Annotated in this window: 19 protein-coding genes and 1 pseudogene; 10 read left to right on the forward strand and 10 right to left on the reverse strand. The window is 64.9% G+C overall.

All coding sequences use genetic code 11. The features are described from left to right. The first annotated feature begins 64 nt into the window (after nt 1-64). A complete protein-coding gene (locus IEW34_RS25895) occupies nt 65-661 on the forward strand; it encodes a PRC-barrel domain-containing protein (protein WP_244642221.1) in 597 nt (198 codons plus the stop codon). Between the two features lie 139 nt (nt 662-800). Here IEW34_RS25895 and nikE read toward each other — a convergent pair whose 3' ends face one another. From nikE to IEW34_RS25925, 6 genes are all read right to left on the reverse strand, one after another. Next, nucleotides 801-1,649 carry a nickel ABC transporter ATP-binding protein NikE gene (nikE, locus tag IEW34_RS25900; RefSeq protein ID WP_188612115.1) on the reverse strand — a complete coding sequence of 283 codons (849 nt, stop codon included), beginning with the start codon at nt 1,647-1,649 and terminating at the stop codon, nt 801-803. Next, on the reverse strand, nt 1,646-2,431 hold the full coding sequence (locus IEW34_RS25905) for an ATP-binding cassette domain-containing protein (protein ID WP_373288322.1): 786 nt from the start codon (nt 2,429-2,431) through the stop codon (nt 1,646-1,648). The genes nikE and IEW34_RS25905 overlap by 4 nt, the downstream gene beginning before the upstream one ends. Then, nucleotides 2,428-3,297 (reverse strand): nickel ABC transporter permease subunit NikC, encoded by an 870-nt coding sequence (nikC, locus tag IEW34_RS25910; RefSeq protein ID WP_244642222.1) that lies wholly within the window; start codon nt 3,295-3,297, stop codon nt 2,428-2,430. Before nikC ends, IEW34_RS25905 begins: the two co-directional genes overlap by 4 nt. After that, nucleotides 3,290-4,237, reverse strand: a complete 948-nt coding sequence (gene nikB, locus IEW34_RS25915) for a nickel ABC transporter permease subunit NikB (RefSeq protein WP_188612117.1) — start codon at nt 4,235-4,237, stop codon at nt 3,290-3,292. Before nikB ends, nikC begins: the two co-directional genes overlap by 8 nt. A 2-nt stretch (nt 4,238-4,239) precedes the next feature. Further along, nucleotides 4,240-5,838, reverse strand: coding sequence for a nickel ABC transporter substrate-binding protein (gene nikA / locus IEW34_RS25920; protein ID WP_444542166.1), 1,599 nt, complete (start codon nt 5,836-5,838; stop codon nt 4,240-4,242). Nucleotides 5,839-5,922: 84 nt separating this feature from the next. After that, on the reverse strand, nt 5,923-8,142 hold the full coding sequence (locus IEW34_RS25925) for a TonB-dependent receptor (protein WP_188612118.1): 2,220 nt from the start codon (nt 8,140-8,142) through the stop codon (nt 5,923-5,925). Nucleotides 8,143-8,464: 322 nt separating this feature from the next. On the opposite strand from IEW34_RS25925, the gene nikR reads away from it, so the two are divergent. Next, complete coding sequence (gene nikR / locus IEW34_RS25930; protein WP_188612119.1) at nt 8,465-8,905, forward strand: nickel-responsive transcriptional regulator NikR; 441 nt, start codon at nt 8,465-8,467, stop codon at nt 8,903-8,905. Between the two features lie 414 nt (nt 8,906-9,319). Next, complete coding sequence (locus IEW34_RS25935) at nt 9,320-10,183, forward strand: LysR family transcriptional regulator (protein WP_188612120.1); 864 nt, start codon at nt 9,320-9,322, stop codon at nt 10,181-10,183. A 434-nt stretch (nt 10,184-10,617) separates the two neighbouring features. On the opposite strand, the gene IEW34_RS25940 is transcribed toward IEW34_RS25935, so the two are convergent. After that, nucleotides 10,618-11,439, reverse strand: coding sequence for an SDR family NAD(P)-dependent oxidoreductase (locus IEW34_RS25940; protein WP_188612121.1), 822 nt, complete (start codon nt 11,437-11,439; stop codon nt 10,618-10,620). A gap of 343 nt (nt 11,440-11,782) precedes the next feature. On the opposite strand from IEW34_RS25940, the gene IEW34_RS25945 reads away from it, so the two are divergent. The 3 genes from IEW34_RS25945 (at nt 11,783) to IEW34_RS25955 (ending at nt 16,630) form a co-directional block, all read left to right on the forward strand. Continuing rightward, nucleotides 11,783-13,282, forward strand: coding sequence for an AMP-binding protein (locus IEW34_RS25945; protein ID WP_244642223.1), 1,500 nt, complete (start codon nt 11,783-11,785; stop codon nt 13,280-13,282). A gap of 335 nt (nt 13,283-13,617) precedes the next feature. Next, nucleotides 13,618-14,769, forward strand: coding sequence for a serine hydrolase domain-containing protein (locus IEW34_RS25950; RefSeq protein ID WP_210324588.1), 1,152 nt, complete (start codon nt 13,618-13,620; stop codon nt 14,767-14,769). Between the two features lie 16 nt (nt 14,770-14,785). Beyond that, entirely contained in the window at nt 14,786-16,630 is a 1,845-nt protein-coding gene (locus tag IEW34_RS25955) for a flavin-containing monooxygenase (RefSeq protein ID WP_188612122.1), read from the forward strand. A 241-nt stretch (nt 16,631-16,871) separates the two neighbouring features. Here the strand turns inward: IEW34_RS25955 and IEW34_RS25960 are convergent, their stop codons facing one another. Together IEW34_RS25960 and IEW34_RS25965 are read right to left on the reverse strand one after the other, a co-directional pair. Then, nucleotides 16,872-18,467: an AMP-binding protein gene (locus tag IEW34_RS25960; protein WP_188612123.1), complete on the reverse strand. Its 1,596-nt coding sequence runs from the start codon at nt 18,465-18,467 to the stop codon at nt 16,872-16,874. 66 nt (nt 18,468-18,533) lie between these two features. Further along, nucleotides 18,534-19,340: an SDR family NAD(P)-dependent oxidoreductase gene (locus IEW34_RS25965; protein ID WP_210324589.1), complete on the reverse strand. Its 807-nt coding sequence runs from the start codon at nt 19,338-19,340 to the stop codon at nt 18,534-18,536. A gap of 423 nt (nt 19,341-19,763) precedes the next feature. On the opposite strand from IEW34_RS25965, the pseudogene IEW34_RS25970 reads away from it, so the two are divergent. Beyond that, nucleotides 19,764-20,180: pseudogene (locus IEW34_RS25970) on the forward strand (ABC transporter substrate-binding protein); the annotation flags it as partial. A gap of 339 nt (nt 20,181-20,519) precedes the next feature. Here IEW34_RS25970 and IEW34_RS25975 read toward each other — a convergent pair. Next, nucleotides 20,520-21,503, reverse strand: coding sequence for a LysR family transcriptional regulator (locus IEW34_RS25975; RefSeq protein WP_188612125.1), 984 nt, complete (start codon nt 21,501-21,503; stop codon nt 20,520-20,522). 395 nt (nt 21,504-21,898) lie between these two features. Between IEW34_RS25975 and IEW34_RS25980 the strand changes: the two genes are divergently transcribed. The 3 genes from IEW34_RS25980 (at nt 21,899) to IEW34_RS25990 (ending at nt 25,105) form a co-directional block, all read left to right on the forward strand. Beyond that, nucleotides 21,899-22,693, forward strand: coding sequence for an enoyl-CoA hydratase/isomerase family protein (locus IEW34_RS25980; protein WP_188612126.1), 795 nt, complete (start codon nt 21,899-21,901; stop codon nt 22,691-22,693). A 108-nt stretch (nt 22,694-22,801) separates the two neighbouring features. After that, the gene (locus IEW34_RS25985) at nt 22,802-23,629 is read left to right on the forward strand and encodes an SDR family oxidoreductase (protein WP_188612127.1); all 828 of its coding nucleotides are present in this window, start codon (nt 22,802-22,804) and stop codon (nt 23,627-23,629) included. A gap of 180 nt (nt 23,630-23,809) precedes the next feature. Continuing rightward, a complete protein-coding gene (locus IEW34_RS25990) occupies nt 23,810-25,105 on the forward strand; it encodes a spinster family MFS transporter (RefSeq protein WP_188612128.1) in 1,296 nt (431 codons plus the stop codon). Nucleotides 25,106-25,786 lie beyond the last annotated feature (681 nt).

Below are 25,786 nucleotides of genomic sequence, written 5' to 3' on the forward strand. Positions count from 1 at the left end.
CCGGGACGAACCCCCTGCCCGATCAGCACGTTGTTCCTTCGACAACAAGCTACGGAATCCTGCCGTGATCATCGCTCGGACCCTCCCCATCGCCGTCGCGTGCCTCTCACTCGCCACCCCGGTGTTCGCCGCGCTGCCGACCGCTTCAACCGTCCCGGAGCCGATGCGTTCTGGCCAGGCCGCGCCGCCGCCCGGCGAAGCGGTGCAGACCATCATACGGCAAAGCGCCGGCCAGTGGCGCGTGACCAAACTCGATGGAATGAGCATCTATGACTCCAACGATCAGCAACTTGGGGAGATCGACGACGTGCTCGTCGACGCCTCCGGGAAGGTCGCCGCAGTGGTGATCGGGGTCGGCGGAGTGCTGGGCCTCGGCGAGGAGCAGATCGCCGTCCCCTTCGAGGCCATCCAGTGGCATGCACGCCCCAATCAGGACCGACCTCCCGGGCGCCAGTCTGCTGGCCAGGACACGCAGGGCGGAACCGCCGGCCGGGCGAGCGACAACTACATCTCCACGGCGGGAATACCTGATCGGCCGCGGCTGGCGATGACGGGGGAAGACGCAAGGCGCGCTCCCGAGTTCAACTACGCTGGCCGAACCACGCCGACGGAAGGTGACCAGGGCAGCCCGTCGGGTAACCGGCTGGAACCGCAGCAGTAGCGCTGGAGCGCCTTGCAATTGGCGGGCTCGCCCAATCCGCACGGTGCATGAGCACGAAACCAGGCGCATCTCGGCAGTCGCGTGAAGGTGGCGTTGGTCAGCACCGGATCGTCCAAGCCTGGGCGTCGCGGCGGCCGCTTCAGCGGGCAATCTGCCGCCGGTCTGCCAGCGCGGACGGATCGCACAAGTCGCCAACGGGTGGGAGGCGGCCCGCAAGCGGCCACGCAGGCAAAACGGCTTCCTGCAACGCTCGCCCGGCCGGACTCCTGAGCGCAAGCGCAGCGGGGGCGTCTTCGGCGATGCGGCCGGTGTCCATCACCAGCACGCGGGAGCAGAAGCGTTCCACCAGTCGCAGGTCATGCGTCACGAACAGATAGGAGACGCCCCGCGCCCGGCGCAACTCGGCGAACAGCTCGAGCATCCGGATCTGAAGGTGCACGTCAAGATTGGACACGGCCTCGTCGAGAATGACGAGGCGCGGCTGCGGCGCCAGCGCGCGGGCGATGCACACGCGCTGCAGCTGACCCCCGCTCATCTGGTGCGGATAACGGCCGACAGCCTCCGGTCCGAGCTCCACCGCCGACAGGAGCTCCGCAATGCGCAGCCGGATCTCGGCGGGCGAAAGCCCGCAGAGGTTGCGCAACGGCTCGGCGAGCACATCACCGACGGTCGCCCGCGGATCGACCGCTCCGACCGGGTCCTGGAAGACCATCTGCACGGTGCGGCGCAGGTCCTGCCATCGTGCCTTGGGCAGGCGGGCCAGCGACTGTCCCTCGAACAGCACCTCGCCGGCGTCCGGCCGATCGAGCCCCACGAGCATCCGCGCCAATGTGGTCTTGCCGCAGCCGCTCCGGCCGAGCAGGGCGACGGTTTCGCCGGGAGCAATGTCGAGGGACACGCCGTCGAGCACGCGATGAGGCCGCCCCCGGCCGAGCAGGGGAGCGCGGTCATAGCTGCGCGACAGGTTGCGTGCCGACAGCAGGCTCATGCCGCAGGCTCCTGTCGATAGAGCGACAGGTGCGCCTCCACCAGCCGCCGCGTCACTATGTGGTGCGGAGCATGGAAGATTTGCATCACCCCTCCGGTCTCGACGATGCGCCCCGCCTCCATCACCGCCACCCGGTCGGCGAGGCGCGCCACCACGCCCATGTCGTGCGTCACCAACAGGATGCCCAGCCCGCGCTCGCCCTTCAGGTGGTCGAGAAGGTCGAGGATCTCGCGCTGGACGATCAGATCGAGATCGGTGGTCGGTTCGTCCGCGAAGATAAAGGGCGCGCGCGAGATCAGCGCCAGCGCGATCATCATGCGCTGGAGCATGCCGCCGCTCATCTCGAACGGGAACAGCGGCAGGATGCGCTCCGGATCGTCCAGCCCGGTATCGCGCATCGCTTGCCTGACGTCAGCCCATGCGTCCGCCCCGCCGCCGGCGACACGCAGGCTCTCCCGCACATGCTCGCGCATGCTCCGCACCGGATTGAAGGCGGTGCGCGGGCTCTGGAGGATGCTGGCAACCTGTCGCCCGCGCAGGTCGGTCGCCGTGCACGGCCGGCCGTCGATGCTGACCGAGCCCTTCACCCGCCGCGTGCCGGGCGGCAGGACGTCGAGGCACGCGGCACAGGTCATGGACTTGCCCGAACCGCTGGCCCCCACCAACGCCAGCACCTCCCCCGCATGGAGCGTCAGAGAAACGCCGTCCACCAGCGCCGTTCGCCCCTGGGGATCGATGGTCTCGACCCGAAGTCCTTCAATGGTGAGGTGATTGGCGCTCAATGAACATGCCCCAGGTCGAGACGCGGGTCGAGGCGGTCGCGCAGGGCATCGCCCGCAAGGTTGAAGGCCATGACGCTGAGGAACAGGGCGAGGCCCGGCCACAGCATCAGCAGCGGTTTAGTCCAGACGAACTGGCGCGCATCGTTCAGCATCACGCCCCATTCCGCCGTCGGCGGGGTGACGCCGAGCCCAACGAAGGAGAGGCTCGATACGTGCAGCATGATGTGGCCGATATCGAGCGTCGCGAGCACGAGGAGCTGCGACAGGGTCGCCGGCAGCAGGTGCTTGGTGAAGACGCGCAGGCGGCTCATGCCGGCGAGGTGCGAAGCGAGGACGAATTCCCGGTGCTTCAGCGACAGGACGATGCCCCGCACGATGCGCGCATACCAGGCCCAGTGTGACAGTGCGATGGCGAGGATGACGTTGGTGAGGCCCGTACCCAGCATGCCGATCATGAACAGCGCCAGCACCAGCGTCGGGAAGGTGAGGAAGATGTCGGTGGTCCGCATGATCGCCTGGTCGAAGCGCCCGCCCAGCACTCCGGCCGCGCCGCCGATGGCGATGCCCGCCGCCAGGATGAGCGCCATGGCCAGAGCCACTGAGCCCAGCGAGACGCCAGCCCCGGCGATCAGGCGCGAGAGGATGTCCCGGCCGAGATGATCGGTGCCCAGCCAATGCACCGGGCCGGGCGGCTGAAGCCGCTGAACGAGATCCACCGCATCGGGATCGAACGGCATGATCCATGGGCCTGCCGCCGTCACGGCGACGATCAGGGCCACCAGCGTGAAGGCGATCTGCGCCGTCCAGCCGAAGCGGCGGCCATGGAGCGGCGACAAGCCGTCCGCCGACAACGCCCGCTCAATCATGGGCAACCTCCGGCGACAGGCGGATGCGCGGATCGGCCCAGGCATAGGCGATGTCGACCGCAAGATTGCACAGGACGAAGATCGTCACCATCAGCAGCGTGAAGCACTGGATCACGGGATAGTCGCGGTTGAGGATGGCGGAGATGGCATAGCGCCCCACGCCCGGCCAGCTGAAGATGCTCTCCACGATCAGCGTGCCGCCGATGAGCTCGCCCACGTGCATGCCCGTGGCGGTGACGATGGGCAGCAGGGCGTTGCGGAGTACGTGCGAGCGCTCCACCGTTCGCTCGGACAGGCCACGCAGCCGCGCATAGGTGACGTGGCGCTGCCCGGCCACCTCCAGCATGCTCGCCCGCAGCAGCCGCGCATTGATCGACAGCGACATCAGCGAGATGGCGATGGCCGGCATCACCATGTGCGACCAGCCGCCCCGCCCCATGGCCGGCAGCCAGCCGAGGTGCACGGAGAACAGCAGCACCAGCAGGAAGCCGAGCCAGAAGTTCGGCATGGAGACGCCGATGAAGGCGATCAGCCGCACGAGGTGGTCCGGCAGCCGGTCAGGATGGCGCGCCGCCCACATGCCGAGCGGCACAGAAACGCCGAGCGTCACAACCAGGGCGACGCCCGCAAGCTGGAGCGTGGCGGGCAGGAAGTGCAGGAGGCTCGGCAGCACGGGCCGCTGCGTGACATAGGAAATGCCGAAATCCAGCCGCACGGCCTTCCACAGCCAGTCCAGATACTGCACGGCCAGCGGGCGGTCGAGCCCCAGCATGGTCTGCGCTTCGGCCAGCGCCTGCGGCGTCGGTGGCACGCGCGACAGGCGCAGATAGTCCATCGCCGGATCACTGGGGCCGAGGCGCAGCAACAGGAAGATGATGAGCGAGGCCGCCAGCAGCATCGGCAGCAGCAGCAGCAGGCGCCTTAAGATAAAGCCTGCCATGGTCACGGCTCGCGCGGACGGATCTGATCGAACGGGATCTCGCCGGCGATCGGCGAGAAGGAGACGGCGCCCAGTTCCGGCTTCGCGATCAGCATCGCGCTGGTGAACGTGAGCGGCAGATAGACCGCGCCATCGTGCAGCCTTGTCAGGATGTCGCGATAGAGCCGCCGCCGCTCGGACGCATCCACCGACAGCAGCACCTGGCCGATCTTCGCATCGATCTCCGCCTTGTCCGGAAGGCCGCTCTGCGCCTGGTAGTCCGCGTGGGAGGGCGCGCGCATGGAACTGATCAGCGCGTGGGGATCATAGGGCGGTCCCCAGGTGCGATTGAAGATCATGCCGAAGCGACCGTCACGTTGCCGGGCATAGACGCTGCTCTCCTCCTCGCCCACCAGTCGCACGCCGATCCCGACCTTCTTCAGATCGGCCTGCACGATCTCCGCGATGGTCTTGGACACGGCATCGGTGCCGACGAAACAAAGGTCGATGAGGAGTGGCTCGCCGTTCTTCTGCCGCGCGCCGCTCGCCGCCACGGTCCATCCAGCCTCGTCCAACAGGCGGCGCGCGCGCGCGGGGGCGTAGGCATAGGGCTGAAGGCCGATGTCCGCGTAGGGGACATTGGGCGCCAGCAAGGTGTCCGCGCGCGTCTGCGTCCCGTAGAGAACGGTGGCGATCATCGTATCCTTGTCGACCGCATGGTTGATGGCCTTGCGCACCGCCAGATCCCGGGTGGCCCCTCGATTTGAGTTGATGGCGAGGGCAAGTGTCTCGACGGGCTTCGAGAGCCCCGTCGTCAGTTGGCCCATGGCGCGGAAACGGTCGAACGTGTCGGGGGAGACGGGCCCGTCGCTGCCGTAGATCAGGTCGATCTCGCCCGTCTCCATGGCCACCGCGCGGGTGTTGGGATCGAGGATCACCTTGATGTTGATCTCCCCGATAGCGGGCCTTGGCCCCCAGTAGCGCTCGTTGCGCGTGAAGAGGTCGCGCACTCCGAGCTGGGTGTCCTTCAGCACCCAGGGGCCGGTGCCGATGGGCGCCGTGATGCCCGCCTGCGTGCCGCCGCCCACGAACTGCGAGGGCGCGACGAAGCGGAAGGGCCGGGGAAGCGCCAGTTCCTCCAGCGTCGGATAATAGGGACGCTTCAGCGTCAGCCGCACCGTATGGGCATCGAGCGCTGCGACGGTCTCGATCTGGTTCGTCAGTTCCAGCCACGCATGCCGGCTGCGGCCGGCGAGGATGGCAGTGAAGTTGGCGACGACGGCAGCGGCATCGAAGGGTTCGCCATTGGAGAATCGCACGTCCTGCCGCAGCCGGAAGGTATAGATGCGGGCATCGTCCGACACCTCCCAGCCTGCCGCCAGCCACGGCCCGATCGTGCCATCGGCCTGATACTTGACCAGGGGCTCGTAGACCATGGCCTGCGCGAACATCTGGTTCGGTGCATAGAGGTGCGGATTGAGCGGGCCGACATTCGCCGGCCATGCGGCGTTCAACCGCGTCTGCGCCATTCCCTGGCCAGTCGGCCCGATGGCCAGAGCGAGGCCGACGGCGGCCAAAGCAAATACTCTGACCTGACGAGCCTGAGGCGCTTCCTTTGCGATGAGGTGATTGTACCCGATCGCGACACGCCTTGGCAGGGTCTTGAAGGGAGCCACGGGGGACCTCTTTGACGGGAGCTGCGGCACTCAGAACTTCGCGACGTAGGACAGTTCGATGCTCCGCGGCGCAGCGATGTAGACCTGCGTCGGGTTGTCGGCCGCCCAGTCGGCGTAGAAGGCGTCGAAGAGGTTGCGACCGCGCAGCCGTAACGTGCCGGGCCCCAGTTCATAGCTGATCCAGGCGTCGACGACCGTGTGCCCGTCGATCTCGATGGTGTTGGTGGTGTCCGCATAGAACGAGCCGACGTATTGAGCAGACGCGCTGACGGTCATCGGCAGACCGGGCACCTTGTAGTCGGCCATCACGAACGCGGTCCACTCGGGCACATTGACTGGCCGGTTGCCGGCGAGGTCGCCGGCCGGCGACCAAAGCTCCGTATACTCCGCCTTGATGTAGGAGGCGTTGGCCGTCAGCTTGAGATGGTCGGTGAGAGCGACGGCGATCTCCGCCTCGATGCCGCGCGAGCGCTGGCTGCCGCCCTGGATGGTCAGGGCCGTGTTCGCCGGATCACGGGTCAAGATGTTGTCCTGGTCGATCTGATAGATCGAAAGGCTCGCGACCGCGCGATTGTCCCAGAAGGTGGCCTTGATGCCCGCTTCCGCCGATTGTCCGGTGGAGAGTTCGAACCGCGCATTGCTGATATTGCTCAGCAGCAGCGTCGACACAGGGACGGTCGCCTGATTGTATTGCGCGAACAGCACGGTGCCGGGCAAGATCTCGTAAACCGTGCCCAAGCGCCACGATACGCTGTTGTAGGTTTGGTCGAAGCTTTGCGGAGCCGCCACGGTGTTCAGGTCGAAGATGGAACGGTCGAGCCGGATCGTCTCGTACCGTCCGCCGGCCACCACCAGCCATTTGTCCGTCAGGTTGATTGCGTCCTCGGCGAACACCGCGAAGGTGTCGAGCCGGCTATTGAAATTCTGACGCGTTGGAAAATTCGCCGCCGTGTCGGCTGGGACGAAGCCGCGGATCGGGAAATAGGGGCTCACCGGCGTCGCTTCGCCGAACCGGCGCTCGGACAACAGCTCGGTGTGGTTGTAGGCGAGGCCGGCCGCGAAGCGATGGCGCATGCCGGCGATCGCGCCGTCGAAACGCGCGCTGATCTGCTCGTAGAACACCTGCTGGTCGTTGGTGATCAGGTCTGAGGAGCGATCCAGAAGGCCCGTCGCGCCGTTATAGGTGAAGGCCTCCGAATTGGCCCATGGACGCTTGGCGGTGTAGAAGCCGACGTCGTTCCTGATGGTCCAATTGTCGGTCAGCTCGTAGTCCGTGCGATTGCGCAGCCACAGGGTGTCGGAGGCCATCTCGCCATTGTTGAAGTTGTAGTTGCGGTTTCGCAGGGCTCGATCGATCGCCAGGCCGCCTGGCGCCGAGACGATGTTGGAAGGCGAAATCGCGGCCGACCGCGCGATGAGGGGCGTTCCCTCGTAGGGCGTTCGGAAGGCGTCGTGGTAGTAATCGAGCGAGAAGGTCGTGGTCAGCCGGTCGGACAGCGCGGCGGTTGCTCCGAGCGTGACGGCCGCCGTTCGCGAATCCGTGTCGTCGATATAGCCATTCGCCTGGCTGAAGACGGCACTCGCGCGGACGGCCGCGTTCTCGCCCACTGCGACATTGTAGTCGCCGCCCATCCGAAGCCTGTCGAAGCTTCCGTAGCTCAGGAGACCCTGGCTCAAGTTCTGGCCAAGGATCGGTTGCTTCGTCACCAGGTTGATGGTCCCAGCCAACGCGCCGTTGCCGGAAATGACGGATGACGGCCCCTTGAGGACCTCGACCCGATCGAAGTTGAAGCTGTCATAGTCTCGCGACAGCATCTGTGGGCCGGACAACTGGATGCCGTCGTACATGTAGCCGATCGCGCCGCCGGGGAAGCCACGCAGGGTTGCGAGGCTGTGCGTCGCCGGGTCGTTGCCGGCCATGAGGCCCGGCACGGCGTTGAAGACCTCCTTGAGAGTGCGCAGGCCGCGCTGCTGCATCTCCGGCTGGGTCACGATGTCGACGCTCGCCGGCGTCTCGAAGGGCGTCAGCCCGACCAGCGAGCCGGTGTCGTTTGCGAGCTTCAGCTTCTCGATGTCCGGCCGGACCAGTTCCTCGGCCGGCGAGCCCGCCTGCACACTGATCGTGGGCAGTTCCACGACGCCGCTGCCCGGATCCGTCTGCCGCGCTTGCGCGCAGGTGAGTGACGTCCCGGACAGGAGAGCGGCAGCAACGCTGAACGTGGTGAAGCGCTCCACTGATGAACCCCACACGATTACTGCCCCCTGGCCAAAGCGCCGAACGGTGCGTCCAGTCCGATCCGACATGGGTGCGCTGGCCGGCTGCGCTCGGCCATCTTGCCTTGCCTTCGAGTCATACCTTTTTCAAACCTGAGGCGACTATAACCAAGCAATTTTTCTGCGGAAATGCGTGTCGATGCTCATTTTTCCGCCAAGCTGGCACGGTCCTTCGTATGAACTTTCAGCACATTTGGCCACCTGGAGACGTGCGAATGGTCCCCCGAACCTCTCCCATGCCATCAGACGTGCCGCGATGCGGTATGATGGGTCAGGGCTCAGGGCGAGGGATGGCGCGATGCAGCGCATTACGATCACCATCGATGACGAGTTGTTGGACACCGTGGACGCCTTGGTGGCCGCCCGGGGCTATGCGACCCGATCGGAAGCGATCCGGGATCTGGTCCGCCGCGGCGCCCTGGACGCGACCACCTCCGGGGACGAGACGCCATGCGTGGGCGTTCTCGGATATGTCTACGATCACGAGACGCGCGCCATGGCGCAGCGCCTGTCGAGCACGTTCCACGCTCACCACGGCCTGACGGTCGCGAGCATGCATATCCATCTGAGCCACGAGGCCTGTCTCGAGGTGGCGGTCGTCAAAGGACCGCAGGCGGACATCCGCAACCTTGCCGACAGTGTCGCCAGCCAGAGGGGCGTGCGGCACGCCAATCTTCATCTGGTGCCGGAAACGGAAGGCGAAATCGCTACGCGCAAGAAGGGCCATTCTCACGGGTAGCCGGCTCATATGAGCAGGGGCGAACGACCGGCCCTCGGGCGAGCCGTAGCCCCTCGGCCATGCCGCCGCCTTGCGCGGCAGAGGCGCGGGCCGCGGCCAGATGGAGCACGCTCTACCGCCTTTTTCCGAGCCGCGCGGACCCCCACCGTAAGCTTCCCGGGCCCGTGGCCGGCGCGCATGGCGGTTTCGCGGTAGAGATCGGCGAGCGAACGGAAGCGCTCGAAACGATCGCCGATGATCGCGACCATTGGAGGAAGACCAGAAGCGAAGCAAGGCCGTGACGAAGCGGCGTGAATACATCCTCTGCTGGCGTTGCGAGTGAGGCTGGTTCGCGGGGAGACATGCGCCGATGCCGGCGCTGTGATAGTGCCCTTTTGCGCCAAGTCGTCGTGTCGCTAGATCGGGAACGCTGAATTGGACATCGAAGAGTTGCGGACTTTCGTCGACGTCGCTGATGCCGGGGGAGTCTCGGCCGCCGCGCGCCGGCTCGGCGTCTCCAAGTCAATCGTCAGCCGGCGGCTCTTCCGGCTTGAAGCGGAGCTTGGCGTCCAACTCCTCGCACGAACCACCCGCGGCGCCGCCCTCACGGAAGCCGGGATCACGTTTCGAGATCACGCCGCCAAAGTCGTCGCGGAGATAGACGTGGCCAAAGAAACGATCCTGCCCGCCGGTGACCTTCGCGGCCGCCTGCGAATTGCCGTACCGCTTTCTGTCGGCCCCGCTCAATTCGCGCCCATGCTGGCGGAAATGGCGCGGCGCCACCGGCAGCTTCACATCCATACCTCCTATAGCGATCGCTTCGTTGATCTCATCTCGGAGGGTTTTGATTGTTCGATCCGGGTTGGCTATCTCCCGGACTCCAACCTGATCGCAAGGCGCGTCGGGCCGATTTATGGGAAGCTCGTTGCGAGCCCGGACTATATCAAAGTGCATGGTTCCCCTGAGGCGCCGGAGGAGCTCGCTTCGCATCAAGCGCTCATGCAGGGAACCGAAGCCTGGCAACTGATGGATGGCGAGAAGATCCTCACCATTCATCCGCAGGGGCGTTTCAAGGCTGACAACGGTACAGCTCTCGCCGCCGCCGCAGCAGCAGGGCTTGGGGTCGCCTGGCTTCCCGATTGCCTCATCGATGAATACGTTGCCTCCGGCGCGCTTGTTCCGGTCATGACACGTTATCCACCACCTCCGGCAGGTGTATATGTCATCCGGCCGCCAGGTCAGTACCCCGCCCGGAAGGTGCAGGTCTTCACCGAGTTGATGATTGAGTATTTCGAATAGGCTTCGCACCTTGCGGTGTCTGCCCCTGAAGCACGAACGGTGCAAAGCCCCATGCAGGCGCCGCGACAGCCGAAGCGGGGGCGGTTGAGGATTGATCCGTAACCATCAGCCACTTGTATGGCGTGCGAAGGATGATCTTCGCCGGGACGGACGCGCCTCGGGGGCCAAGGCGCTTGGCCAGCCAGGCCGGTCCTGAACAATGACCTTCGATGTGCGGGCGGGGCATGGGTTCGGTGGCCCGGCGTGCGATAGACGGCGACGGCTCCGCAGCCCGATCGGCGTACATATAGATCATAGGCAGGCTGCACCTGATCATAACTGCGTCAATCAGCGCAAAGCGGATCGCCTTCTCCGCCATCACGTTCCAACCTTCGCTCTGGCCACGCGTAGCGAAGGGGAGCATGCCGAGCCGGCAAGTAAGCCGGTCGAGCCGGCTATCCCGGCATGGCGTCGAGAAGCGCCTTGGCACGCGCCTCGATCGCATCCGCCATGATGCGATCCGTATGTATATATAAGCTGTTGCCCTGCACGGCTCTGAGAACCATCTCGCCCACGCGGTCGGTTCCGACGCCCTGCTTCAGGAATTCGGTCATCCGATCTCGCCGTTCTGCACCCAACCGCTCCTGCTCTTCCGACAACGACAATCCGATCTTGGGCGCAGCATTCGCCGATCGCTGAACGATGTCGGTCGCGACCGGGCCAGGGCACAGCACGCTGACACAGATACCTGCGGACCTCAGCTCGGCATTGAGGGACTCCGAGAGTCCCACCACGCCATATTTGGCCGTACAGTACAGGACCCCGGAGCTTGTTGCTGCAAGGCCAGCGCCCGAGGCCGTATTCACGATGTGCCCCTGTCGGGCGCCTTCGACCATTCGCGGCAGAAACGTCTGGATGCCATTGATGACGCCGTAGAGATTGATACCGATCGACCAGTCCCAGAGGTCGTAGGTGAGTTTCGCAGCAGGGGCTCCGCCGGCGACGCCGGCGTTGTTGAACAGCAGCGTTACCGGGCCCAGCACGCGCTCGGCGGCGTCCGCCGCCGCCGCGTAAGCGTCGCGATCGCGCACATCGAGCTGGAAGGTCTCGACTGGAGCAATATCCTGCAGCTCCGCCTTGGCACGGGCCAGAGCTGCTGCATCCATGTCGGCGAGGGCCAGCTTGACGCCAGCGCGCGCAAAACGTCGGGCGATGCCCAAGCCAATGCCGTTGCCACCGCCGGTGATGAACGCGGTGCGCCCCTGCACGTCCGTCATATCGTCTCCCTCCGTTCGTCCTCTCGCGCAGCCGGTCTGCCGATGCAACGTCACTTTCGACATGCAGCCAGTCTTCTCCGCGCCATGGGCCGCCGGCGAGCGGCCTGACGTGATATCTTTCCGCACCAGCGCTAGGGCATAGCTTGCATATCGCGAAATGAAAATTCGGGGCAGGCGATGATCTAGAAGAATGGAAGGTTAGCCATGCCCGGCAGGCATCGCTGATCCAGTTTTATCTCGCCTCAACTCACCGCCCCACTGCTAGCGTCACTGGAAGCGGCGCGGCAAGGCGGCTTCCGGCCGCATCCGAGAATGTCCGCATCCGGCAGAGAGGAGCGTCGAGTTGGAGAACGGCCAATCTGACATGGCAACCGCGGAGCCCTCGCTGCTGCCCATCGGTGATCTGCTCGCCTATCATGCGAACAGGGATCCGACCCGCCCGGCGGTGACATGCGATGACATGACCGTCAGCTACGCCCAGCTCGACGCGGGGGCCAATCGCAAGGCGCGGCAACTGGCCAATCTGGGTGTCTGCGAGGGAGATGTCGTGACCCTCGCCGTGCCGAACAGTGTCGAATTCTACGAGACCGTCTTTGCAGTCTGGAAGCTGGGCGCAACCCCGAACATTGTCTCTTCGAAATTGCCCGCGGCGGAATTGCGGGCGATCGTTGACCTTGCTAAGCCCCGCCTGATTATCAGCGAACAACAAGCAGTCGCGGGCTGGGGTTTTCTGGCCGTAGGCGAGGGCCCGCGCGAAGGCCTCTCCAGCGATCCGCTCCCGACGAGAATCCCTCCGCGCTGGAAGATCATGACGAGCGGTGGATCGACCGGACGGCCGAAGCTGATCGTGGACAGGACGCCCGGCGTGCGCGATCCGAGCAAGGCTCCGGGAAACCAGATGCTCGGTGATACAATGCTCAATCCAGGCCCCTTGTATCACAATGCACCGTTCGCGATGTCTTCGCAGTGCCTCTTCTCGGGAGGCCACGTCGTCGACATGGGGAAGTTCGACCCCTTGCATACGCTTCAGTTGATCGAACGCTACCGGGTCAACTGGGTGAATTTCGTGCCGACGATGATGCATCGGATTTGGCGCTTGCCACCCGAACAGCGGGACTCCTTCGATCTCTCGTCCCTCCGGGCCGTGTGGCACATGGCCTCCGTCTGTCCTCAGTGGCTCAAGCAAGCCTGGATCGATTGGATCGGGCCGGACCGAATATTCGAGATGTATGGCGGGACCGAACTGCTCGGCGTGACGGTCATCACGGGACGCGAATGGCTCTCGCACAGGGGCTCAGTCGGCAAGATCCAGCCGGGATCCACGATGCGAGTGCTGGACGAGCAGCGCAATGAGTGCAAGCCGGGCGACGTTGGCGAGATTTACTTCCTGCCGGATGGCGGGCGCCATTCGACGTATGAGTATATCGGGGCGGAAGCCAAGGCAGTGGGCGGGTGGGAGTCTTACGGCGATCTTGGTTACGTGGACGAAGAGAACTACCTCTACATCGTCGACAGGCGAACTGACATGATCGTCTCGGGCGGTGCCAACATCTTCCCGGCCGAGGTCGAGGCCGCCCTCGATCAACACCCGGATGTCCAATCCTCGATCGTGGTCGGCCTGCCGGATGCCGATCTGGGACAACGCGCGCATGCGATCGTGCAACTGGCGGAGGGCGCTCGCGAGCGCACCGGCGCTGACGCGTTGCGCGTGTTCCTGTCCGAGCGGCTGGTGCGATACAAGATTCCGCGGGCCTTCGAGTTCACCGACGAGAACCTGCGCGACGACGCCGGCAAAGCCCGCAGGTCAAGATTTCGCGACGAACGGATTGTCAACGCATCCTGATCCCACGCGCCGATGCTCGGTCCGTTGCGAGCGCGGCATGCCTGATCAGGGAGGCCGCCGGCGCTCTCGTCCCGGGGCGCGATCATGGCGTGAACGCTCCGGAACTGGTCTATCCTTCAGAAGATGTTGGAATAGATAAAGTCTGCTGTAATGACGCGTCCACAGAGGGGCATCGCGCCTTGCGCCGTGGCATATACGTGAACCTATATTCACTTGATGAGCATTCGCGTCGGGAATTGAGGCGCCCGGTAAGGAATTCGACATGTCATTTCAACTCACCGATACGTTTTAGTGCTGACGATGGATCTTGAATCACAAGGCGGGAGGAGAAACGCGTGAACGACGACAGTCCGGCCGCGCCAGTGCCGTTGGGTGGATTCGTCCACGACCGGTTCGCCGAGGTGCAGCGCCTGTTCGCGCAGCGGATCTGCGACGGGACGGAGATCGGCGCCTCCGTGGCCGTGTCGATCGACGGAGAGATGGTGGCCGATCTCTGGGGAGGATGGGCCGACGAGGGGCGCGCCCGCGCCTGGGCGGCGGACACGATCGTCAACGTCTACTCGGTCAACAAGACCATGATGGCGCTCACGGCGCTGCTTCTCGCCGACCACGGCGCGATCGACTTCGACGCGCCGGTCGCATCCTACTGGCCGGAATTCTCCCAGGGCGGCAAGGGCGACATCAAGGTCAGCCAGCTGATGGCTCACTCGGCCGGGCTGTCGGGCTGGAAGGAGCCGATGGCGTCGACCGATCTGTACGACTGGGACAAGGCGACAACCCTTCTTGCCCGGCAGGAGCCGTTCTGGCGGCCGGGAACGGCGTGCGGCTATCACGGCATCACGCAGGGCTATCTCGTCGGCGAGGTTGTCCGGCGGGTCACCGGACAGACGCTCAGTGAGGTGTTCCGGCGGGAGATCGCGGAGCCGTTGGGGGCCGACTTTCACCTGACCCTCGATGACCGTGACGATCACCGTGTCGCGGACCTGAAGGACGCGCCGATCGTCGAGGGCTTGCCCGAGCCGAGCGAACTCATGAAGAACATCGCCACCAATCCGCCGCTTCTGGTGCAAGCCACGCGCACGCGCGCATGGAGAGCGGCACAGATCTATGCGGCGGGCGGCCAAGGCAATGGACGGTCGATCGCGCGGGTGCACGCTCTGCTGGCCAATGGGGGTGAAGTCAATGGCAAGCGCTTGATGTCCGAGGCCGGGTGTCGAAGAGCCCTCGCGCTTCAGATCGCGGGTCAGGATCTCGTTCTCTCGATGCCTGCACGGTTCGGAATGGGTTTCGGTCTGCCGGGCGATTGGCTGAAGACGCCGCACGCGGACTGCCTCTTTTGGCCGGGCGCGGGCGGAGCTCTCACCGTCATCGACATGAAGGCTCGCATGAGCTTCGGCTACGCGATGAACCGGATGGAGCGCGGATTGCTCGTCAATCCGCGCCCGCACGATCTCTTGAAAGCCACGTGGAACGCGCTCGAATCCTGATCGGAGAGATGGCCAGATGACATATCCGCAAGACATCCAGGACCTTGGCTTCGATCCCGAAGCGGTCCGCGCCAAATATGCGTCCGAACGCGACCGCCGGGTTCGCCGGGAGGGGGCGGAGCAATACATCGAAGCTGCGGGCGCATTTGCGCGCTACGGGGATGACGACCCCCATGCGCGGGGAGAGGATATGCGCGAGCCGCAGAAGGAGGACATCGAAGTTCTCGTCGTCGGCGGCGGCTTCAGCGGGTTGATGGTCTCGGCGGAGCTGAGAAAGCACGGCATCGAGGACGTCTGGATCGTGGAGGCGGGCTCCGATTTCGGCGGGACGTGGTATTGGAACCGCTATCCGGGCGCGCAGTGCGATATCGAATCCTACATTTACCTGCCTATGCTGGAAGAGACTGGGTACATTCCGAAGGAAAAATACGCCTATCAACCCGAGATCTACGCGCATGTGCAGCGCCTCGCCGCGCATTTCGGGCTTCGCGACCGCGTGATCTTCCGCACGCGCGTTACAGAACTGCGCTGGGACGAGGAGATTGTGCGCTGGCGGGTCACGACCGATCGAGGCGACGCGTTCGGGGCCCGGTTCGTGATCAACGCGACCGGCCCGGCAGATCGACCGAAGCTTCCCGGCATCCCCGGTATCGAATCATTTTCGGGCAAGATGTTTCATACGTCACGCTGGGACTACGGCTATACGGGCGGTGATACGTCGGGCGGGCTTCGTAAACTCGCCGACAAGCGTGTCGCCATCATCGGCACGGGCGCAACCGCGATCCAGGTCGTGCCCCATGTGGGCCAAGCCGCGAAGCAACTCTATGTCTTTCAGCGCACGCCGTCATCGGTGGATGTTCGCGGCAACCGGCCGACCGATCCTGAATGGGCTGCGAACCTGAATCGGGGCTGGCAGCGCGAGCGCCAGGACAACTTCAACGCGATCATGAACCGTGAGCCGGTGGCGGTCGATCTGGTCCAGGACATGTGGACGGACCTGATCAAATATATGCCCCGGCGCGATGCCGCACGGCCGTTCGATAAGCAGGCGGCGTCGTGGGCGGAACTGGCCGACATGCAGAAGATGCATGAGATCCGCGCCCGGGTTGATACGATCGTCACCGACCGCTTCGCCGCCGAAGCGCTCAAGCCATGGTATCCGCGCTATTGCAAGCGGCCCACGTTCCACGACGACTACCTGCCGACATTCAACCGGCCGAACGTCACGCTCATCGACACGAGTGACACACGCGGCGTTGAGCGCATGACGCCTCGCGGCGTTGTCGTGGACGGCATCGAGTACGAGGTCGATTGCATCATTTTCGCGACGGGGTTCGAGATCACGACGGGCGCGCACCGCAAATTGCCGATCAGCATCGTCGGACGGGGCGGATCGACAATTGCCGAGCGGTGGGTCCCCGATCTCAGCACCTTCCACGGTCACTCCGTGCACGGGTTCCCGAACTGGTTCTTCCTTGGAGGCGGCCAGAACGGGCTTTCGGCCAATTACACCTCGGTACTGGCCGCGCAAGCCGAGCATCTCGCCTATATCGTGAAGGAGGTGCGCGACAGGGGCGCCATCGCAGTCCAGCCGACACGCGAAGCCGAGACGGAATGGGTGCAGACGATCCGTGCCCTCGCCACTGCCGCCGTCGAGGCTTATGCCGCCTGCACGCCGGGCTACTACAACAACGAAGGGCAGATCGGCGAAGGCAAGGGCCGCGCGCTCGGGGAAGTGTACGGCCCTGGGCTGAACGCCTTCAACCGGCTGCTGAAGGCGTGGAGGGAGGACGGCACGATGAAGGGGCTCCAGCTGGAGATGCCGGGCATCACCGCGCTGCCGCGCACCGCTGCGGCCTGATCGGTTTGAGTGCTGCGGGATGATCCGCGCACTAATCGGTTGCTCCATCTCGTTCGCTAGGAGCTCTGCACCGAGATTTTTGAGTCCTTGGGCGGATGGATGGCCGGGTCAAGCCCGGCCATGACGCTGGAAGGCTTGCGCTTTATCTTCATGCCGTCATGGTGGGGCTTGACCCGGCCATCCTTCCACTTGAAAACTAAGCCGTCGCCGTGATGGCCCGCCGCGCACCGGCCGGAGCCTGTCAGCCCGTTACCGCATCGAGCGTGAGCACATGGGCGCGCAGCTCGCGCTTGAGGACCTTGTCGAGCAGCCCCTTTGGGAGTTCTGCAAGGAACATCACCTGGCGCGGCTGCTTGAACTTGGACAGCTTCAGCCGGCACGCGTCCATGATCTCGCATTCCAGCGCGGCGCCCGGTTCGGCGGCGACAATGCACGCCACGGGAACTTCGTCATAGACGGGATCGGGCCGGCCGACGACCGCGACCTCGATGACTCCTGGAACCTGCGCAATCACGCTTTCGATCTCGATGGCCGCGACATTCTCACCGCCGACCTTGAGCATGTCCTTGTCACGCGAGGCGAAGAAGACGAAGCCGTCGTCCTGCGGCGTCACCAGGTCGCCGGTGCTGAACCAGCCCTGCGGATCGAACGCAGCCGCCGTTGCCTCGGGGTTGTGCAGATAGGCCTGGAAGAGCGAGATGCCAGCGATGCCGCGAACCCATAAATGACCGGTCTCGCCGAACGCCACCTCCGACCCGTCCGAACGCCGGATCGCGTTCTCATACTCGGCGGCGGGTAGACCCATCGAAAACTCGCGGCCGACCAGTGTGCGGGAGTAGGTGATCGTCTGGGCGATGGTTTCGGTCATGCCGTACCAGCCGATGGTCTTGATGCCCCAGCGTTCGCGCACCAGACTAAGGTCGCCCCCCGCCAGCCAGAATGCGAAGCAATGGTTCTCCGGGGCGGGCAGCGAGCCAAGCGCACGCAGGTGAAAGCCCAACGCGAACGTCCACGTGCAGCGGTGCCGCACCGCCACGTCCCAGAAGCGCGAGGCGGAGAAGCGCGGCATCAGCACGGCTGTTCCCCCGGACCACAGCGTTCCGAGCATCGAATAGCCGAGGGCGGCGGTGTGGAACAATGGCAGATGCACGAGGTGGACGTCCTGCTCGGTCAGCCCGGCATGGGCCGTGGTGGTGCGGCCGCTCCACAGCGCGTTGGCATGCGTCCACACGACCCCCTTGGGCCGCGAGGTGGTGCCGGAGGTATACTGGACGCTGTTGGCGAGCAGAGGCTCGGGCGCGCGCCGGGGCGCGGCCTCGGGGTCGCCGCGCAGTGTCTCGAAAGCGACCGCACCTGCGCCCGGCGGGGCGGCCACCGCCTCTCCGGCGTCGTCGCCGATACACGCCACCCGCTCGATCTGTGGCGCCGACGTGCGCACCAGGTCGAGGTAGCGGGGCTGGGTGATGGCGGCGATCGCACCGCTGTGCTCCAGGAAATAGCCGAGCTCGTCCCTGGTCGAACGCGTATTGGTCGTCACCGCCACCGCGCCGAGGCGAGAGCAGCCATACCAAGCGAACAGGAACTCGGGGCAATTGTCCAGGTGGATCGCGACGAAGTCGCCCTTGCATATGCCCCATGCGGCCAGGCCCGCCGCATAGGCGGCGGTTTCCCGCGCGAACTCCGCGAAGGTCCATGAACGGGACGGTCCGTCGAACGGCTCCCAGACCAGGAAGACGTTGTCCGGTCGGGTCCGCGCCCGTTCGTCGACAAGCCAGGGCACGTCCCGGCCGGTGAACAGGTGAAACCCGGTGGGGAGCCGCGCGGAAGGAGCGGTCATGTCGAAACCTCCAGCTCACGGGGCCGCAACTCCGCTCCCCGCACCGGCGAAGGCGGTCGCCCGTCTTCAGATCGGTGCACACTCGAGCGCGCCGTCGATGTTCAGGATCACCCCGCTGAGGTGCCCGGCATCATCAGACGCGAAGAACGCCGCCGCGCGGGCAACGTCGAATGGTGAACCATGCTCGCGGCGCAGCGGCACCTTGCGGCGGGTCGTATCCAGCGCCTGCTCCCGCTCCTCTCCGCTCAGGCCGCGCGCATCGATCGAGCGCACGGCCAGCGGCGTCTCGGAAAAGCCGATCCGCAGGCAGTTCACGCGGATGTTGTCTCGCCCGTAGGCGGCGGCGCAGGAGCGCGTGAGCGCCTCCACACCGGCCTTGGCCGCGCCATAGGCGACCGTCGGGCGCGACAGGAAGCGGACGGCCAGCAGCGAGGAGGTGTTCAGGATCACGCCCCCGCCGTGCTCCCGCATGATCGGGGCGGCCAGGCGAATGCCGAGATAGGCCGTGGTCAGGTTCTGCGCGACTTCGCGCTGGAAGGCCTCGAGGGAGACCTGATCGGGCGCCCCGGCCGAACCACCAACCCCGACATTGTTGTGCATGACGTCGAGACGCCCCGACTCGCCCAGCGTCGCCTCGACCGCCGCCCGAAGGTCGTCCTCGTCCGTGGCATCGGCCCGCAGCGCGATCGCCCTGCCGCCGGCCTCGGAGACCAGGTGCGCTGTCTCCTCGGCGCGCGACAGGACGTAATCGACGCAGGCAACGGTTGCGCCGCGTTCGGCATAGGTGGCGGAGCAGGCCTTGCCGTTGCTCCAGCCGGGCCCGATCGCCCCCGCGCCCACCACCATGACCGTGCGGCCATCCAAGCGGCTCATCCATCCTCCCCATCTTCGTCCTTCGACCGCGACGCTACACGCGCCCGTGCCAGGCCACCACAGCGATCGCGGGCGGAACTATTCCTTAAGGGAATGGCACGACGGGATGGGCCGTGTCGTCATTGCACGCCTTCCTGTGGAGCATGCCTCGGCCCAAAAATGAATTTGATGCCGGACGCATCGGGAGCCCAAGATCACCCCGGTCCGTTCGGAACAGACCGGCGAACGCGGGGAGCATTCTTGAAGGCCGAAACGCCCCTCCGGGTCCGGCGCGCCCCTCCGCTGAACGACGAACTCGCCTTCATCTCTGCACGCATTGAGGCGGACAGCGAAAAATATTGACGAACCAGTCCGAGTTTTATGGCGCCACAGGTACGACGGACGCAGATCCAAGAGCGCCTGCAAAAGCCACCGGGGAGAGAAATGCACAATCGATCGCTGGTTAGACTGGCCGCTATCGCGCTGGCGGGCCTCGCCCTTATGGCCAGTCCGGGCTTCGCTCAGAAAAAATACGATCCAGGAGCAAGCGACACCGAGATCAAGATCGGTAACATCACGCCCTATAGCGGGCCTGCCTCCTCCTATGGCGCGATCGGAGCGACCGGAGAGGCTTATTTCAGGATGATCAACGATCAGGGCGGTATCAATGGCCGCAAGATCAATTTCACCTCCTACGACGACAGCTATAGTCCGCCGAAGGCCGTGGAGCAAACGCACAAACTCGTCGAGAGCGGCAACGTCCTCCTCATCTTCAACTCCGTGGGGACGCCGTCGAATACGGCCATACAGAAATACCTCAATGCCAAGCGGGTGCCGCAATTGTTCGTGGCCAGCGGTGCCATGCTGCTGTCCGGCATCACGGTCAACACCAGCCCGAGCGACTTCTATCCGATCAAACAGATGCAGATGATGCGGTTCGAAGGCGATCGCTGGGAGATGTTCGGGCCGGTCATCAGCAGCGACATAAACGGCTGAGGTACGGGCAGGGCGATGTCCGGACAGGGCGCCGTCTCGCGTTGCCTCGGTTACCCCTTCGCTCGGGCGAACGCATCTCCTGGAGAGCACGGGCCTGCGGCGCTCCATCGCGATCGATGGGGCATCGAGCCCGATGGTCATGCCGCAGCGCTAACCGCTCCTGGCGGCAGCGCTTTGTGCGGCATCGACATGAACGCCTCTCGCTCACTCGCCTGCGGGGCGACCCGCAGCGCTGTCCAGCGATATGTCGCCGTGAGCCGAGACGGAGGGCTCGCGATCGCTGCCGTTCATCGACCGCAGGCGCCGTTCCCGGCAGGCCTTCATGAAGGCGCGTACGGCCGGACGCGGGCTCCATCGGAGACGGGTTGCGCAACAGAGCGGCGCAAGCGGCCGTGACTCGAGAAATGGGACGAAAGCGAATCGACTCTTGAAGGTGCGTGTATTCGTATAATGAATCGACACGATGCCAATGGCGTCCGTCTTATGAACGAGTCTTGCGACAATTGGAAAGTAATCGATTATATGAAGCTTTTCATGGGCGTCGACACCGGCTTCTTCGTAAATTTGACGCCAGAAGTAGTCGTAGGGCGAGGAGCCGGAGGGCGAAATCAGATCATATTTGGCGATTTCCGCAGTAGTTACTTCTTTGCAGGCGAGAATAGGATGGCCATGCCTGACGAAGAAAGTCGTCGGCATGGGTGGCAGTGGCTCGCGACGGAAGTCAGGATGCTCTTCAAACGCCGCTTCGTAGCCAAGGGCTACATCGATTGCGCCGGCACGTAACTGCTGCACCGCGCGGTCAAAGCCGCCGCCAACAATATCAAACCGGATCTTGGGATGTCGGGTGAGCAACGTCGACAATGGCTCCACCAGAATCCATTCAAGCGACGCAGGGCACACGCCGATCCTGAGCACACCGGCGTAGGGGTCCGACCCGGCCGATCCTCCGCGAAGCAGGTCCTGGGCCTCGTCGAGGAGGCGTGCCGCGCGCTCCGCAAACGTGCGCCCTTCATCTGTCAGGAGAACGCCGCGGGCGGTCCGAGTAAAGATCGAATAGCCGAGTTGTCGCTCCAGATCAGCCACACTCTTGGTGATCGCCGACTGGGTCACCCCGACTCGCTCTGCAGCGGCGGTAAATGAACCGAAATGCGCCGTGGAGACAACATACTGAAGACGTCGATCAATCATAGCGCTATTCCTATAGGGAATAGTCGCGCATGACAAGTGACGAATGCGGATCTCCTCGGCCGACGCGGAAGCTGTCTACTCTCAAATATGAGCTGCGGGTATGCTTAGCTTCGAACCAGCAGACAGGTCGCTCCGACGGGAGGAGCGGCCCAGCTATGACTATTGGTCATCGCTCCTGCCGCATATGAATTTCTGCTGTCGCCTCCGCCCCTCTATTGTCCGCTTGATGAGGCCATCGGCGATGTTGGAAGCAAGCAAACGAGCGCCGACCGGATGCCCGCGACGGCGACAGCCGCGTCGAGAGACAGTCGAGGGAAGATCTGAAGTCGATGTGCCAACAAAGAAGGGTCGGAGCGCCCGACGCGTTGCCGAATGACGGGCAAAGAAGGTGAACGATGACCGACTATTCCACGATCGACGTTGTCCATGAAGGTGCAGTCGACTGGCTGACCCTCAATCGGCCGGATCGCCTCAATGCCCTGGATGCGACGATGGTGGGCGAGCTCTGGGATTATTTCGGCGGGCTGCAGTCCGACTATGCGCGCCGGATCGTGGTCATGCGCGGCGCTGGCAAGGCGTTCTGCGCCGGGCTCGATCTCGTCTGGTTCAAGAGTTCGCAAGCGGGCATGCCGAAAGGTGCGACGGATCGGGGCCCGGGCCCGTCATTGGCCGACATCGTCCTCAAGATGCGCTCCTGCCCACAAGCCATCATATCGCTGGTTCGGGGCGCGGCGTGCGGCGGAGGGTTCAACCTCGTATTGGCCTCCGACATTCGCATCGCGGGCCGCAGCGCTCGGATGAATGCGGCATTCGTCAAGCTTGGCCTCTCCGGCTGCGAGCTTGGAACCAGCTACTTCCTGCCGCGGATGGTAGGCACCTCCGTTGCGGCCGACTTGATGATGACCGGCCGCTTCATTCACGCCGATCGCGCGCTCGCCACGGGGCTCATATCGGAGGTCGTCGACGACGATGAGCTGGAAGGTGCCGCCCGCTCGCTGATCGTCGACTTGCTCGCCACCTCCCCCGTGGGACTTCGCAAGACCAAGGAGACGATGGGGCTAGCGGCGTGCATCGGCGACTTGGCCGGGGTGATCGCGTTGGAGGATCATACCCAGATGGCGTGTATGCAGGCGAGTTCCTTCGCGCAGACGGTTGCCGAGTTCGGCGAGACGAGGATCGAGCGGGGCTGAGTGCGACGAAGACTGGAGCGGCGGCTTCGATGGGGCCGGGAGCTGCCGCTCGCATGTTCTTGACCAGCGGCGCGTCGCCCGCGGCCCGACGCCCTCGATTGGAAGCACATGACTGAAATCGCTCATCGCACCGCCTTCATCACGGGAGGCGCCAATGGAATCGGCCTCGGCATCGCTCGCTCCCTCGCGCGAGCAGGAGCGAAGCTCGCTCTGATCGATCTGGACTCCCTCGCGCTCGAGCGGGCGGCAGCGGAGCTGGGTCAGGTGACGGAGGTCGCCATTGCCGTCCTGGATGTCCGCGACCGTGCCGCCTATGCGCGCGTGGCGGACGACGTGGAGGCCAAGCTCGGGCCGGTATCGATCCTGGTGAACAACGCGGGCGTTGCCGGTGGAGCCCCGGCCGACAGGCTCACTTATGAACTGTGGGACTGGGGCATGGGGATCAACCTGGGCGGCGTGATCAACGGCGTTCAGGCCTTCCTGCCACGGATCGTGGAGCGCGGCGGGGGTGGTCATATCGTCAATACGGCTTCTGGCGCGGGGCTGTACGCGACGGGGGGCGGAGTGCTCTACGCCACGGCCAAATTCGCCGTGGTGGGCCTGAGCGAGGCGCTTGGCGTCGAGCTTGAAGACCAGAACATCGGGGTGACCGTATTGTGTCCCGGCCCCGTCGCGACGGACATCATCGCGCGGACGCGAGCAGCTCAGCCGAGGGTCACGAAGTCCATGTCCGCGGCGCAACGGAGCAATGCCTTTGCGAGACAGCAGGTGATGACGGATTCCCTGGCGCAAGGCACACCGCCCGACGCCGTCGGCGACATGGTGCTGGCCGCGATACGCGAGAACCGCCTCTACGTTCATACCGACCGGTCCTCGATGGATCCGATCGCCGCGCGTACCGCGGCCCTGCTCGCCGCGATGCCGCCTGCGGCGTGAGCTGAGCCGACCCATCGGCCCCACGCCTGTCCGATCGGGCTGCCCGTGCCCCTCGTCCTCACCGAGAGGCGTGGATAGCCGCTTGCGCGGTCTATGAAACGCCGCAGCCCGCGCCAGAAGCTGACCAGAACAAACCTAAATATTCGGAAGACAAAGCGGCTTCCGAGGGAGGACGTGCGGATGAGCAGCCAAGATCGCCCACTTGCCGGATTTGGTGCAGGCGCGCCCCGGCGGGTGAGAATCAGCACGCCAGCCTACGTGCTGGGCCTCCTGACCGCGGTGAGCTTCTTCAACTATCTCGATCGCATGGTGATTGCGATCCTGCTCGAACCGATCAAGCGGGAGCTCGGCCTCACAGATGCGCAGATGGGCCTGGTCGCCGGCTTTGCCTTCGCGATGCTCTACGCGGTGCTGGCGCTGCCGCTCGCGCGCATCGCGGATCGTCGGTCCCGCGTCACGCTCGTGTCGATCTGCCTTGCGATATGGAGCGCCATGACCGCCCTGACCGGGCTGGCGCGCAACTTTACTGAACTGTTCGTCGCCCGAGCGGCCGTAGGCGTCGGCGAGGCAGGCTGCGTGCCCGCCGCCCACTCGCTTCTGGGCGACCTGTTCCCGCGCGAGCGTCGGGCCTTTGCCATCAGCATCTTCCAGGCGGGCGGAGTCCTTGGGCAAAGCGCAGGGTTGGCGCTCGCGGGCGCGGCCGCGCAACTCTGGGGGTGGCGAGCGGCCTTGGTGATCGCGGGCCTGTTCGGCATTCCGCTGGCGCTCCTGATGTTCTTCACGGCGCGCGAACCGCCACGCGGCGAAGGTCATGCCCGTGCGTCGGCCGAATCCACGCTGGCGACGCTGAAGGCGCTTGTGGCGCGGCCTCCTCTGGTTCATCTCGTCTTGGGCGTCGCCGTCGCCGCATTCGGCAGCTACGGAATTGTCCAATGGCTACCGGCCTTCTTCATCCGTAGCCACGGATTGACCCTGGCCGAGGTGGGGCTGTACAGCGGCGCGACCGGCGCCATCGGCGGCGTTCTGGGAACGATCTTCGGCGGCTATGCCCTGATACGCCTCGGGCCCCGCGATGTGCGGTGGGAGCTGTGGTGGCCGCTGCTCGTATTTGCGCTCTTTCCGCTGTTCATGCTGCCGTCTTTTTGGGTCGCCGATTGGAAGGTCGCCCTCGGGTTTCAGCTGATGGCATTCTTCATCGGCTCCTCCGGCGGAGGCGTCGCGCTGTCCGCGTTGCAGACCTATGTCGAACCGCACCGGCGAGCGACCGCTGTCGCCATTCTGTTGCTGATGTCGTCGCTCCTCGGCCTCGGCCTCGGACCCGTCGCTGTGGGCGTGATCAGCGATCGTCTCGCACCGAGCCTCGGGTCCGAAAGTTTACGCTACGCCCTGATGGCGACGACCTGCATGCCGATCTGGGCCGCAATCCATTTTTGGCTTGCCGCCCGCTCGAGCAAGCGTTGGAGCCTCCCGGCCTAACACGCAGCGAGCGGCCACAGACCAAGCAAGGCAATGGCGCGGTGAGACGTTCGGCGGATGGTTCGCGCACGGAGCGGGCAAATGTCGGGCGGGAGCCATGAGACGATCTCATGCCTTGCACTCGGTTCGCATTGGACCAAGCGCGGCCCGCCTTATATGAAGCGGAGAAGCGGCGGGATCGGCAGCCGACGTGCTGCCGCGCATACCGATGGCACCGCCTTGGCGCCAAAGGCCAAGTAAAAAATCAAGAGTGGAGGTATCCTGTTGGATCTGCCGGCCGCGGCCGGGCGACCATCAAGGATACTCAAGAGGAAACGTAGCTGACAGATTTCGGTGCGAAATCCGCTGCGAGGGGGAATGATCATGGGGCCTCTACCTTGCTCGAAGGGCGTGGCGCACGGCTTGCCGTTGTCGCGCCCGCCAGCCCTGGTCGAAGGGCGCTGCGTCGGGCTCGAACGGGAGGCGCTTTGGTGCGCTTGCCGCGCTTCACTAGAGCATTTCCGCGCTTCTTCGAACCGCCGAAATGCTCTATCTGTTTGTTTTGTCGCGTTTTCTTCACGCGAACCGGCGTCCACTTCGCTCGAAAACGCTCTAAAGTCCGGCGGCCATGTATAGGCCCGGGCGCAACGGGCGTACGGTCGGCTACCTTGCGGCAGAGACCAAGGAGCAAGCAGCCGAGAA

The sequence above is a fragment of the Chelatococcus reniformis genome (assembly GCF_014640075.1).
Classification (GTDB): domain Bacteria; phylum Pseudomonadota; class Alphaproteobacteria; order Rhizobiales; family Beijerinckiaceae; genus Camelimonas; species Camelimonas reniformis.

What these genes read in the sequence shown, in the direction of transcription:
- nikE (WP_188612115.1), bottom strand. Translation starts at nt 1,649, where the DNA reads ATGAGCCTGCTGTCGGCACGCAACCTGTCGCGCAGCTATGACCGCGCT.
- nikC (WP_244642222.1), bottom strand. Translation starts at nt 3,297, where the DNA reads ATGATTGAGCGGGCGTTGTCGGCGGACGGCTTGTCGCCGCTCCATGGC.
- nikB (WP_188612117.1), bottom strand. Translation starts at nt 4,237, where the DNA reads ATGGCAGGCTTTATCTTAAGGCGCCTGCTGCTGCTGCTGCCGATGCTG.
- nikR (WP_188612119.1), top strand. Translation starts at nt 8,465, where the DNA reads ATGCAGCGCATTACGATCACCATCGATGACGAGTTGTTGGACACCGTG.
- IEW34_RS25940 (WP_188612121.1), bottom strand. Translation starts at nt 11,439, where the DNA reads ATGACGGACGTGCAGGGGCGCACCGCGTTCATCACCGGCGGTGGCAAC.
- IEW34_RS25955 (WP_188612122.1), top strand. Translation starts at nt 14,786, where the DNA reads ATGACATATCCGCAAGACATCCAGGACCTTGGCTTCGATCCCGAAGCG.
- IEW34_RS25960 (WP_188612123.1), bottom strand. Translation starts at nt 18,467, where the DNA reads ATGACCGCTCCTTCCGCGCGGCTCCCCACCGGGTTTCACCTGTTCACC.
- IEW34_RS25965 (WP_210324589.1), bottom strand. Translation starts at nt 19,340, where the DNA reads ATGAGCCGCTTGGATGGCCGCACGGTCATGGTGGTGGGCGCGGGGGCG.
- IEW34_RS25975 (WP_188612125.1), bottom strand. Translation starts at nt 21,503, where the DNA reads ATGATTGATCGACGTCTTCAGTATGTTGTCTCCACGGCGCATTTCGGT.
- IEW34_RS25980 (WP_188612126.1), top strand. Translation starts at nt 21,899, where the DNA reads ATGACCGACTATTCCACGATCGACGTTGTCCATGAAGGTGCAGTCGAC.
- IEW34_RS25985 (WP_188612127.1), top strand. Translation starts at nt 22,802, where the DNA reads ATGACTGAAATCGCTCATCGCACCGCCTTCATCACGGGAGGCGCCAAT.
- IEW34_RS25990 (WP_188612128.1), top strand. Translation starts at nt 23,810, where the DNA reads ATGAGCAGCCAAGATCGCCCACTTGCCGGATTTGGTGCAGGCGCGCCC.